The 11,781-nt window shown below is 69.3% G+C and carries 10 protein-coding genes; 4 read left to right on the forward strand and 6 right to left on the reverse strand.

The features are described 5' to 3' along the window. Positions 1-27: 27 nt before the first annotated feature. On the reverse strand, positions 28-600 hold the full coding sequence (locus ACIBVQ_RS29735; RefSeq protein WP_399181499.1) for a TetR/AcrR family transcriptional regulator: 573 nt from the start codon (positions 598-600) through the stop codon (positions 28-30). A gap of 301 nt (positions 601-901) precedes the next feature. Next, positions 902-3,004 carry a HelD family protein gene (locus ACIBVQ_RS29740; protein WP_399181501.1) on the reverse strand — a complete coding sequence of 701 codons (2,103 nt, stop codon included), beginning with the start codon at positions 3,002-3,004 and terminating at the stop codon, positions 902-904. 969 nt (positions 3,005-3,973) lie between these two features. Here ACIBVQ_RS29740 and ACIBVQ_RS29745 point away from each other — a divergent pair. The 4 genes from ACIBVQ_RS29745 (at position 3,974) to ACIBVQ_RS29760 (ending at position 9,130) form a co-directional block, all read left to right on the forward strand. Further along, positions 3,974-5,695 (forward strand): ABC transporter ATP-binding protein, encoded by a 1,722-nt coding sequence (locus ACIBVQ_RS29745; RefSeq protein WP_399181503.1) that lies wholly within the window; start codon positions 3,974-3,976, stop codon positions 5,693-5,695. Beyond that, positions 5,692-7,407 carry an ABC transporter ATP-binding protein gene (locus ACIBVQ_RS29750; RefSeq protein ID WP_399181505.1) on the forward strand — a complete coding sequence of 572 codons (1,716 nt, stop codon included), beginning with the start codon at positions 5,692-5,694 and terminating at the stop codon, positions 7,405-7,407. Before ACIBVQ_RS29745 ends, ACIBVQ_RS29750 begins: the two co-directional genes overlap by 4 nt. A 168-nt stretch (positions 7,408-7,575) precedes the next feature. After that, on the forward strand, positions 7,576-8,382 hold the full coding sequence (locus tag ACIBVQ_RS29755) for an alpha/beta fold hydrolase (RefSeq protein WP_399181507.1): 807 nt from the start codon (positions 7,576-7,578) through the stop codon (positions 8,380-8,382). Positions 8,383-8,674: 292 nt separating this feature from the next. Then, on the forward strand, positions 8,675-9,130 hold the full coding sequence (locus ACIBVQ_RS29760; RefSeq protein ID WP_399181509.1) for a VOC family protein: 456 nt from the start codon (positions 8,675-8,677) through the stop codon (positions 9,128-9,130). 93 nt (positions 9,131-9,223) lie between these two features. Here the strand turns inward: ACIBVQ_RS29760 and ACIBVQ_RS29765 are convergent, their stop codons facing one another. The 4 genes from ACIBVQ_RS29765 to ACIBVQ_RS29780 all read right to left on the reverse strand — a co-directional run bounded on the left by ACIBVQ_RS29765 (position 9,224) and on the right by ACIBVQ_RS29780 (position 11,702). After that, a complete protein-coding gene (locus ACIBVQ_RS29765; protein WP_399181511.1) occupies positions 9,224-10,642 on the reverse strand; it encodes an endo-1,4-beta-xylanase in 1,419 nt (472 codons plus the stop codon). Positions 10,643-10,668: 26 nt separating this feature from the next. Continuing rightward, complete coding sequence (locus ACIBVQ_RS29770; protein ID WP_399181513.1) at positions 10,669-10,986, reverse strand: hypothetical protein; 318 nt, start codon at positions 10,984-10,986, stop codon at positions 10,669-10,671. Positions 10,987-11,244: 258 nt separating this feature from the next. Further along, positions 11,245-11,382 (reverse strand): hypothetical protein, encoded by a 138-nt coding sequence (locus ACIBVQ_RS29775; protein WP_399181514.1) that lies wholly within the window; start codon positions 11,380-11,382, stop codon positions 11,245-11,247. 197 nt (positions 11,383-11,579) lie between these two features. Next, positions 11,580-11,702 (reverse strand): DUF397 domain-containing protein, encoded by a 123-nt coding sequence (locus ACIBVQ_RS29780; RefSeq protein ID WP_399181523.1) that lies wholly within the window; start codon positions 11,700-11,702, stop codon positions 11,580-11,582. Positions 11,703-11,781 lie beyond the last annotated feature (79 nt).

The raw sequence follows: 11,781 nt of genomic DNA on the forward strand, positions 1-11,781 counted from the left end.
GATGCTCCTCCTGAGAGCGAACCGGGGTCAGGTATGGATCAGTAACCGTTCGAGGAGTTCGAGGACGTCGTCGGCGCGGTCGGAGGCCAGGCTCGCTCCCTTGACGGTGGCGATGACCAGCTCCGCCCCCGTCGCCGGATCGACGCCCGGGGCCAGCGCTCCGGCAGCGGCGGCGTCGGTCAGCAGAGTGCGCAGTGAGTTCCGCCAGCCCTCCTCCCTGCCGGCGATGATCTCCCGTAGCTCGGGGTCGCGCCGGGCCCGCAGATCCAGCTCACGCAGGACGATGTGGAGCTCGGGCTGGTCGACGATCTTCTGGCGGAGTGTGGCCAGGTGGCCCCGCAGCCGCTCGACGGCGCTTCCTTCCGGTGGCGTGGTCGACCAGAACTGCCGGGTGGTGTGGTCCACGACCGCTATCACCAGGTCCTGCTTGGTGGGGAAGTGGTGGTGGATCGACGAGTGGTCGATGCCCACCTGGGCGGCCACGTCCCGCATCCGCAACCGCTCGAACCCGCCTTCGGCCAGACATCGGTACGCCGCCTGAACCAGCGCGTTCCAACGCTCCGGACCGCCCGGCGGTCTGCCTCGTCGCGTCGTCGCCATGTCCGTCCCCTTTAATCCACCAACCACTTGGTGGATTAATATCAAGGGCGCCGACGGGGTGTCAATACGTTCGGCGAAATGAGATCCCGCGGCGCTTCGTGATCAGCCGTTCTCGGCCGTGGACCAACGCTCCCCGGACCGGGCGACAGCCGTCCGATCACCCTCTCGCACGCCGGGTGATCCCCGGCCCGGTGCGGCGACGTTCGACGAGACGCCTGCGGCCGGTGGCTCGTGACCTGCCCTGACCGGCTTTCTGGGCGACGGCCCCGAGCACCGGCCGCTCGACGTCATGCTTCGCGGTTCACCCTTCGGGCGCCGCCGCTCCGGTGGGGGCGACAGTGCGATCGATCGTGAGCGTGATGAGGCGCTTGGTCGCCCGGGTCTGCGCCACGTAGAGGTCCCGGAGGCCGGCCTCGCTCGCCCCCTCGATCTCGTCCGGGTCGACGATGATCACCGTGTCGAACTCCAGGCCCCGCGCGTCGGGCGCGGCCACGACCGTGGCGTCACCTCCGAGGGATCCCGGTTCGATCTCCGTCGCGCGCCGAGACGAGACGACGACGCCGACGAGTTCTTCGGGGTGGTCCTCCCGAAGCCGGGCGAGGAGGTCGCCGACGCCGGTGTCGACGTCGGCCTCGGCGACCGTGACGGAGGCCGGGGGTTCGCCGTGGCGGATGGAGCGGGAGAGGTGCTGCGCGGGGGCGATTCGGGCGAGCAGGGGCCTGGTCGCCTCCAGGATCTCGGCGGTCGTGCGGTAGTTGACCGTGAGCGTGTGATGGACGTACCGGTCCGCGACGAACGGCTCCAGCGCGTCCTCCCAGCTCGTGACGGTGGTCGTCGACCCCGTCTGGGCGAGGTCGCCCACGATGGTCATCGAACGGTTCGGGCAGCGACGCATGAGCATCCGCCACCGCATCTCGGAGAGCTGCTGCGCCTCATCGACGACGATGTGCCCGTAGACCCTTTCCGGGGGCCCGTCGACGAGCGCTCGCGCCTCGTCCAGCAACGGGAGGTCCGCGCTGCTCCACCCCGCCCTTACTCCCTCGACGATCGAGTCGATGTCTTCTTCGGTGAGCTCGGCGAACGCGTGGGCGAGCGCACCGGGATCAGAGAGCAGGCCGCGCAGGACGTCCTCCGCACGAAGGCGGGGCCAGACCGTGTCGACCATCCGGTCGACGTCGGCGTCGCCGAGGAGGTCGTCCCGGATGCGGTCCCAGTCGATGTCGAGCCCGTCCTCCTCCGGCTCTGGATCTCCCGGGCGGTGCGCGAACATGCGATCGAGGTCGATTCCGCTGAGTTCCCTGAGCTCGTCCTCGAAGTCCGCGATCTCTTTCGCGGTCTGCTGCTCCAGTTCGTTCACGAGTTCGTCGACGATGTACTCAAGGAACAGTTCCCTCGCGCGGTTGTGACCGATACCGCCCTGCAGGGCGCCGCGTCGGGCGGCGTCGACGCGCGTGGAGTCCAAGGTGACGCTGCCGTGCGCCGTGGTGAGCGGCAGGGGCACGCCGTACGGCTCTCGCGCCCGGACCCGCCGCGCGAGTGCCTCGGCGAAGCGCGCGCGTCCTTTGACGCGGGCGATCGCCTCCGGCTCGGTTCTCGTCGCCTCGATCCCCACGAGATCAGGCGCCGTGGCCAACTCGACGTCGTTCTCACCGAGCGATGGCAGCACGTTGGAGATGTAGGCCAGGAAGCGTCTGTTCGGGCCGAAGACGAGCACGCCGCGTTCCGCGATCGCGGGAAACGCGTACAGCACGTACGCCGCCCGATGCAGGGCGACGATGGTCTTGCCCGTTCCGGGGCCGCCGTCGACGACCGTGATCCCGCGATGCTCGGACCTGACGATCTCGTCCTGCTCCCGCTGCAGGGTCGAGGCGGCCTCGCGCATACGTCCCGTCCGCGCCCCGCTCAACGCCGAAACGAGAGGGCCGTCGCCGACGACGTCCTCGGCGGTCGGGTCGGTCCCGTCAAGGATCTCGTCGGTGACGTCGACGACCCGGCGATCCTCGACACGCAGGTGACGACGACGACGCAACCCCAGCGGTGAGGCCATCGTGGCCGCGTAGAAGGGCCGCGCGGCCTCGGCCCGCCAGTCCACCAGCAGTATCTCGCCCGACTCGGAACGCAGTCCGACGCGGCCGACGTGCAAGGACGCGCCGCCTTCGGAACCGTCGATGCGCCCGAAGCACAGAGACCGCTCAGCCAACCGGAGCCGACCGATGACCCCGGCCAGCCGTGAGACTTCCGCGTCTCTCGCCTGATGACCTTCCGGGCCCTCGACCGGAGCGGCCATCACCTTCTCCCGCGCCGCGACGCTCTCGGCCTCCTCCGCGTCAAGACGCGCGTACATCACCTCGATCGAACGCTGCTCGTCCGCGATCTGCCCCACCTTGCCGGCGACCGTGTCCACCACCGGTGCTCCCCTCGTCGGGCGTCCATCTTGGGGGGCGAGTTCGTCAAAGACAAATTTGACTTTCCCGGCGGAATTTGGCCTTCTGACCAGCCTTTACGAGGAACGCGCGACATCGCGCCAAGGCATGAACGCGCTTGTCGCGCAACCGCTCGCGACGACACACCTCCCGACGAGCGAGCCGGACGACGCGTCACGAACCCGGCCCGCGCCTCGACCCGGACCCGATCCTGCACGCCGGTCGGCAGCCGGCCAGACAGCTGGGCTGCGAGCTGGTTCTCCGCGAGTACTTACGAGTGAACCAAGGACCTCCACCCCCACGACGTCCCCGGAATCGGAGTGACCGGCAACGACTGAGGACCTGCGATCGGTTACGTGGTGACTGGGGGCACGTTCGGTTGTGACCTCATGTCGCAACCGAAGACGCTCCCAAGTCGCAGCTAGAGGAACATTTGTCCAATCCGCCGACGTGCGCCAGCGGCGACAGTGGGCCCATGGCCATTCCTGACGGCACCCCGGGGGGTTCGATCCCGGCCCTGGACGACGGAGACGTCTACGTGTGCCAGGACGGCACCCACGTGCCCCCGCACTCGTCCTCCCCGATCGATCGCTTCGAGTCCTCCATCGGCTTGCGCCAAGTCGGCGAGACCAACGCGAGGAGAAGACTCACGGACTCCGGCTGGGACGGCCGGCGGCTGATGGCCTTCCAACGGCCGTCGCCCTGCCGCGAGGCAGCCGCCTGGAGATGCGGTCCGGAGCCTGTAAGCCCAAGCCGGTCCGCTCGCACCCTGCCCTTTCATTCACCGTCGGCTCGGCCACGGACCGGGTCGTGACGAGATCGACGAAGACCGGAGAACGATGACCATCACCACCGACCTCGCTCAGACGATCGAGCAACCGGATGCCGATTCTGTGGCGGGACAGAGCATGACACGGCTGTTGCGCCCTCATTTGCGGAGTTTCGCGGCCGTGGTGATCCTGCAGGTCATCGGCGCGCTCGCGGGTCTGGCCCCGCTGCTGGCGGTCGTCGAACTGGGCCGTACCCTGCTGTCGCCCGGCCCGATCGACCACGTTCACGTCTGGACCGTGGTGATCGCGGGTGCGGCCGGCCTGCTCATCCGGCTGCTGTGCACCGCCGCATCGTCGGGAATCGGACATGTTCTCGACAGCCGGGTGCAACTGACGTTTCGCCGACAGCTGGCCGCGTCGCTGGGACGCGTCCCGATCGGCTGGTTCTCCCGGCGCCGCACCGGCGAGCTGGCCAAGGTGGTGGGCGAGGACGTGAGCGCCGTGCACCCGTTCATCGCCCACGCTCCCGGCGAACTCGTCGCCGCGTTCGTGGTGCCGCTGGTGTCGCTGGTCTACCTGTTCACCGTCGACTGGCGGCTCACGCTGATCACGCTGATCCCTGTGGTGATGGCGACAGCGCTGGTTCCGCTGCTGATGCTGCCCGCCAGGACGCGCGAGCAGGAGGCCTACGACGCGGCCATGGGGCGGATCGCCAGTTCCGTCGTCGAGTTCGTGCAAGGCATCTCGGTGGTCAAGGCGTTCGGCGGAGGCGAGCGCGCCCACCGCGCGTTCCTGACAGCCGCCGACGACTTCGTCAGCATCTTCTCCCGCTGGGTGCGCGGCATGTCCGTGATCGCCGCCGGGATGCAGCTGGCGCTGTCGCCGCCGTTCGTGCTGCTGGTCGTGCTGGTCGGCGGCACGGCACTGATCACCTCCGGCGGCCTGGCTCCAGCGGATCTGCTGCCGTTCCTGCTGCTCGGGCTGGGACTGACCGCTCCGGTGGCGGCGCTCGGGCACGGCTTCGACGACCTGCAGGCCGCCGGTCGTGCGGTCGGCCGGATCAAAGACGTGCTCGCGGTCCGGCCACTGCCCGAGCCCGTCCACCCGCGTCCGCCGCAGGGGCACCGGGTGGAACTGCGTGACGTCCGCTTCGCCTACGAGGTCGATGGTGGGGCAGGTCACGAGGTGCTGCGCGGCATCGACCTGGTGTTGGAGCCGGGGACGGTCACCGCGATCGTCGGGCGGTCGGGAAGCGGGAAGTCCACACTGGTTCAGCTGTTGCCGCGGTTCTTCGACCCCACCCACGGCTCGGTCCTGCTTGGCGGCGTCGATCTGCGTGAGATCGGCAGCCGGGAGCTGTATCGGCAGGTGTCCTTCGTTTTCCAGGACGTCCGTCTGCTGCGTGTCTCGGTCGCTGACAACATCGCGCTGGCGGTGCCGCGGGCAGGCCGCGACGACGTGATCCGCGCCGCCCGGCTGGCCGGCATCCATGACCGCATCCTCCAACTGCCGCGCGGATACGACACGGTGCTCGGTGAAGAGACCAAGCTGTCCGGAGGCGAGGCGCAGCGGATCTCGATCGCCCGCGCGCTGCTGGCCGACACGCCCGTTCTGGTGCTGGACGAAGCGACCTCCTTCGCCGACCCGCAGACCGAACAGGCGGTCCGTCGGGCCCTGGCGACGCTGAGCGACGACCGGACGATCGTCGTCATCGCCCACCGGCTGGAGACGATCGCCGACGCCGACACCGTCGTGGTGCTGGAGGACGGAGCGATCGCCGAACGCGGCAGACCCGCCGACCTGCTGGCACGAGGCGGAAGGTTCGCAGCGTTCTGGCGATCCCACCAATCCGCCGAGTTCGAAACCCACGGTGGCGTACTGCGAGGAGACGAGCCCCGATGATCCGAATGCTGTTGCGCGTGCTCGGAGACGAGTACGCCCGGGCGATGAGCCGAACCGTGATCCTGATGACGATCACCGCGGTGGTCGAAGGCCTGTCCTACGCGCTGCTGGTCCCGGTGCTGCGGGCGCTGCTCGGCGGCACGCCCGCGAACGCCGTGCCCTGGCTGGTCGCGTTCGGGGCCGCGGTCGCCCTCTACGCCGTGATGCGCTACATCAGCGACTTGTCCGGCATGCGGGTCGGGACCACCATGTTGCACGGCATGTATCACCGGCTCGGCCGGCATCTGGCCCGCCTCCCCCTCGGCTGGTACAACGCCGCTCGAATCGGTGAGGTGTCCGCCCTGGCGGGTCGCGGCCTCCTGCAGGCCATGGGCGTGGCCGCGCATCTGCTGGCGCCGTTCATCTCCGCCCTGGTCACACCCCTGACCATCGTGGCCGTGATGACCGCCTTCAACTGGCGGATGGGGCTGGCCGCGTTGCTCGCCGTACCCGTCGTGGCGGCGATCCAGGCCTGGACGGCACGCGCGACGGCCGCCGCCGACGCCGAGCGTCACGAACGCGACCAGGAGGCCGGCGGGCGCGTCATCGAATTCCTCCAAGCCCAGCCGGTGCTGCGGGCCGGCGGCCGGACCGGCGAACGCTTCCAGCTGCTCGACGACTCGCTGCTGGACGCCCAGCGCGCCTCCCGCCGTACCGTGCTGGCGACACTGCCCAGTGCCGTGGGGCTGACGCTCACCGTGCAGACGATCTTCACCGGGCTGCTGGTCCTGGGCGCCTACCTCGCGCTCGGCGGGAACATCGGCGCGGCGGACATCCTGGCGATCCTGGTGCTGGCCGCCCGCTGCGCCGACCCGCTGCTGTCGCTGTCGGACATCGGCGGCAAACTCCGCGGCGCGCGTTCGGAGCTGGCCAGACTTGAGGCGTTGCTGCTCACCGAGCCGCTGCGGGAACCCCGCGAGCCGATCCAGCCGACGCACCACGGCCTGGAGTTCGACGCCGTCGCCTTCCGGCACGGCGAGCTCACGGTGTTCGACGAGGTGTCGCTCACCGTCCCCGAGGGACAGCGGCTCGCGGTCGTCGGGCCGTCCGGCGCGGGCAAGAGCACGTTGCTGCAGCTGCTGGCGCGCTTCTACGACGTGGACGCCGGCGCGGTGCGCGTGGGAGGCGTGGACGTGCGCGAGATCAGCACCGAGGCGTTGATGGCGCGCATCGCCGTTGTCTTCCAGGACGTCTATCTCTTCGACGGCACGATCGAGGAGAACGTGCGCCTGGGCCGTCCCGACGCGGGCGTCGCCGAGGTGCGGGCGGCGGCGACCGCAGCACGGCTGGACGAGGTGATCGAGCGACTGGACGGCGGATGGGCGGCGAACGTCGGCGAGGGCGGCGCACTGCTGTCAGGTGGTGAGCGCCAGCGTGTCTCGATCGCGCGGGCGTTGCTGAAGAACGCACCCATCGTGCTGCTGGACGAGGTGACCTCGGCGCTGGACCCGGTCAACGAGGCGGCCGTCCACGAAGGCATCCAGCGCCTGATGGCGGGCCGGACGGTGGTGATGGTGGCGCATCGGATGCGGACCGTCCGGCGCGCCGACCGCATCGTCTTTCTGGACGGCGGCCGGATCGTGGAGGAAGGCAGCCACGACGAACTGCTCGACCGCGGTGGCCGCTACGCCGACTTCTGGAACATCTCCATGGCTCCCGCCGCGCAGGAATGAGCCCCGCCGAGCCCGTGTTCCGGCCTTGGGGCCTTGGGGCCTTGGGGCCTTGGGGCCTTGGGGCCTTGGGGCCTTGGTACAGCCGTCATGGTGACGGCCGCCCGGGCTTCGGCTCCGCGGGAACATTTGTCCAAGACCGGCGGCCGGCTGCCCGTGCACAGTCTCCCCATGAGTCAATACGACATTGAGCACTCGCATGGGATGCACGTGGTCCATGACGGCCCGCGGCAGACACCGCCGTTGCTGCTCATCCACGGGTCGGGGGCCTCGGGCGGTTTCTGGGGCCCGGTGGTCCCGGCGCTGGCCGGCCACCATCATGTCATCCGGGTCGATCTGCCGGGTTGCGGCCAGTCCCCGCCCGCGCCGTCGTACGACGTGCCCGCGCAGGCGGGTCAGGTGGCGGCGCTGCTGGACGACCATGGGCTTCGTCATGTCGCCGTGGTCGGGCACTCCAGCGGCGGCTACGTCGCCACCGCGCTCGCCGAGCAACGTCCCGACCTCGTGGGTTCGCTTTCGTTGATCAGTAGCGGCCCGAGTCCGGATGCGCTCCTCCGGCAGCCGTTCATTCTTCGGGTGCTGCTGGCCCCGCCGTTGGGCCCGCTCATTTGGCCGAGGCGTTCGGATGCGATGATCCGCAAGGGGATCAGCGCGATGGCCGTTCGCCCGGTGGACCTCCCGGACGACGTGGTCGCCGACGTACGGGGCATCACCTACCGCGTGATGAGGACGGTGCTGCGCCAGAACACCGCCTACATCGCCGAACGAAGCGTGCCCGAGCGTCTGGCCGCCCTCGGGGTCCCCGTACAGGTGATCTTCGGTGCTGCGGACCCCCGCTGGGAGCCGTCCTCGGCGCACCGGTACGACGCGGTGCCGGACGCACGGGTCGAGCTGCTGCCCGGCGTCGGGCACCTCCCCATGGTGGAAGCGCCCGAGACGACCAGCGAACTGCTGCTGCGCTTCACGGCAACGGCCTGATGGGTAGGCCGCGGTATGGCGGAGCGCGTGCAGTGCCGCCGAGGTGCCCGCGTGCTCGTTGACCCGCTCGACATGCGGATAGGTCAACGGCCGGGCCGTCCACCTTCACGGGGTTCCACGCCTTCCATTCGGAGGCGCTGAAGGTCAGGGCGGGGGTTCTTGACGTCGCGGACGGCGACCAGGCCGGGGAGGTCGGTGGCGACCTCGACGCGGTTGTCGTGGGCGCGGGGCTTGGCGCCGGTCAGGTCAGGGCGTTGATCGTCTGTCGGACCTGTCTGGGACGCTCCCGCGCATGGACATGACACTGCAACTGACGATCGACTGCTCCGATCCGCAGAGAATGGTGACCTTCTGGGCCGAGGCCCTGGGTTACGTGCCTGAGCCTCCGCCAGGTGGGCACGCCACCTGGCGTGCCTACTGGGCGGCGATGGGGGTGCCCGAGGCGGAGCTGCCGACCGGTGCCGGGGACGTTCCGGAGTCGATCATCGACCCCGAGGGACGTGGACCGAGGGTGTGGTTCCAGCAGGTTCCGGAGCCGAAGACCGCCAAGAACCGTTGGCACTTCGACCTGAAGGTCGGCGGGGGCCGTGACGTCCCGTTGGACGTCCGTGCGGGGCGGGTCAGGGCCACGGTGGAACGCCTGGTCGAAGCCGGTGCCACCGTGCTGCGCATCAAGGACGAGCCGGACATGGGGCTCTACGCAGCCGCCATGCGGGACCCCGAGGGCAACGAGTTCGACATCGTCTGAGGTCGTCGCGGCGGTGCCGGTCACCGCCGCTCGTTCACGGACGACTCGCGCGGTCCACCCGCGCCCGGCGCCGAGAACCGGGGCTCTTTCGGCCTACGGGTGTCCCGGCATGTCGGTCAGCTCCCAGACCGGGGTGCCCGAGCACGGCGCCTGTTCGAGTACGGCTCCCGCGGCGGTGCTCCGGTCCCTGACCACGACGCACCTGGAGCTGCGCAGGGACACGAGCTGCTGCCCGTCCCCCGAAGGACGCACCTCGAACCGCTGGTCGTCGCCGGAGGACGGGCACGGGGTGCGGGTCAGGGTGTTCTGGGACCCCGCTGTGAGGCACCAATATCCGGTCGGGTCGGTGATCTGGTAGGTCTTCGTCGCCACGCGGTGGAACAGCAGCCGCTGGTCCTTCCCGCACACCGCCTGGACGGCCTGCGTGCCGGAGAGGGACAGGCACCTGCCGGAATGGCTCGCGACGGCGTTCGAGGTGAAGTCCCGGTCCTTCAGTCCGGACCGTAGCCGGAGGTAGGCGGGTTTCTTGGCCAGATTCTCGTCCAGAGGGTGGGCCGCGCCCCAGCCGGGAACCGAGGACGGCACCCATGAGTACCTGTCGGTGAGACTCCACATGGTCAGGGACACACAGCGGGCGACGGCGAGGCACGCCTCGGCGGCCCGGCGGTAGACCTCGCCCTGGGCGGCCAGCCTGCTCTCGTCCACCGGCAGCTTGAGCCGGACGTCCAGCTCGGTGACGGCCACGTCGACGCCCAGCCCGGCGAACAACTGCAGAGTGCTCCTGAGCTGCGTCAGCGGGAGCGGCTCTGACGCCGACTCCTTGATCATGGCGTGGGTCTGGAAGCCGACGCCGTCGATCGGCACGCCCTGCGCCCGCAGGTCGCGTACCAGGTTGTAGAGGCCGGCGCGCTTGGGGTTGTTCCACTCGGCGTTGTAGTCGTTGATGTAGAGCTTGGCGGAGGGGTCGGCGGCCCTGGCCCACCGGAAGGCGTCGGCGATGTAGCCGGGACCCAGTCGCCTGAGCCAGATGGACTGCCTGAGGGTGCCGTCCTCCGCGAGGACCTCGTTGACGACGTCCCACACGGCGACCCGTCCGGCGTAACGCCTGACGGTGGTCTCGACGTGCCGCTGGAGCGCGGCGCGCAGTTCCTGGTCGCTGAGTGAGCCGTCGCTGACCCAGGTGGGCAGACCGCCGTGCCAGACGAGGGTGTGACCGCGGACCATCTGGTTGTTCTCCTGGGCGAAGGAGACGACGGCGTCCGCCTTGGCCCAGGTGTGCACGCCGGGTTCTGGCTCCACGTTCCCCCATTTCATGGCGTTCTCGGGGGTCACGCTGTTGAACTCGTATTTGAGCTTGTCGCGGTAACCGTTGTCGGTCTCCAGGGCGCGGTCGTTGACGGCCGCCCCGACGCGCAGGTTCCGGGCCGCCGCCACGGTGCGCAGGGTCTCCTCGGCGGCGGCGGAGGCGGGGATGGCGACCGTCGCCATGACGCCAAGCAGAACGGCGCTCATACCGGCCAGGGACAAGAGGGGTAGTTTCATCTCTTCTTTCGCAGTCGGATCACAAGCCGGAGGCTCGTGGTTTGAGGCTGGGCGCCGGTCTCGGCCGGCTTCTTCACGGCCTCGTGGTGCTTGCCCCTTCTGGGGTCGCAGCCGTCCCGGACGATACTGATCAACAGCACGCGGGCGGGTGGCGCGACGGTCAGCGCGTCGGAGGCGATCACGGTGCCGTGCGCGCCCCGGTAGCCGGTGCCGGACGGGCGTCGCAGACGAGGCCGGAGCCGGTGGTCACCCGTCAGGAGCCGGTCGGAGGCTTCCCGCAGGCGGACGCCGGAATCGACCGGCCGACTTCCCATCGCTCGTCATGATCAGTTGAACGCCGCCCCCCTTCACGGGGTTCCACGTTTTCGGCTACGCGGCCTTGGCCCTCACCGCGAGAGCCGGTCACAACCCATGCGACCCCTTGGCGCCGTACGGCACAGCGAGGCCGCCGATTCAGTCGGAGAACGTCGTGAACCCTTCAGGGTGATAAGGGACCGGTTTGCAGGATGATCTGGAGAGCCGTCACGCACTCGGGTTGCGAACCCTTCAGGGTACTTGTAGCCCCGCCTCAGTCAGCCGCGCTCCACGTGCAGTTGCGAACCCTTCAGGGTGATGAGGGACTCCGCCAGGCCGATCTGCCCGCCGTGACCGGCGCCGAGTTGCGAACCCTTCAGGGTGATGAGGGACGTGTACCTGGAATCTGCCAGCACGGCGCATGTTACGTTGCGAACCCTTCAGGGTGATGAGGGGCCCGAGGGTAAAGTCCCAGGTCAGGCGGGTTTGCGCAAGGGCGGGGCGAGCTGATTCTGCGGCGGTCCGGCGGTAGTGCAGCGGTGCAGGTCAGAGCGTTGATCATCTTTGGGTACGGCCTCGGGGGCGGCCCTGTCCATGATGACGGGCTCGCCGGTCAGGAGTCGAACGTTCCGATTTTTATGTCGCCTATGAAGGCGTTCCATTCGGAGGCGCTGAAGGTCAGGGCGGGGCCGGAGGGGCTTTTGCTGTCGCGGACGGCTACTAGGCGATGTCTGATAAATGATCACGGCAGGTGCGGTTAGATGATCGTTCGTGGTGCGACGAGGTGAACTGACCGACAAGGCCTGGCAACGGAT

This window comes from Streptosporangium sp. NPDC049376 (assembly GCF_044466505.1).
Lineage (GTDB): Bacteria > Actinomycetota > Actinomycetes > Streptosporangiales > Streptosporangiaceae > Streptosporangium.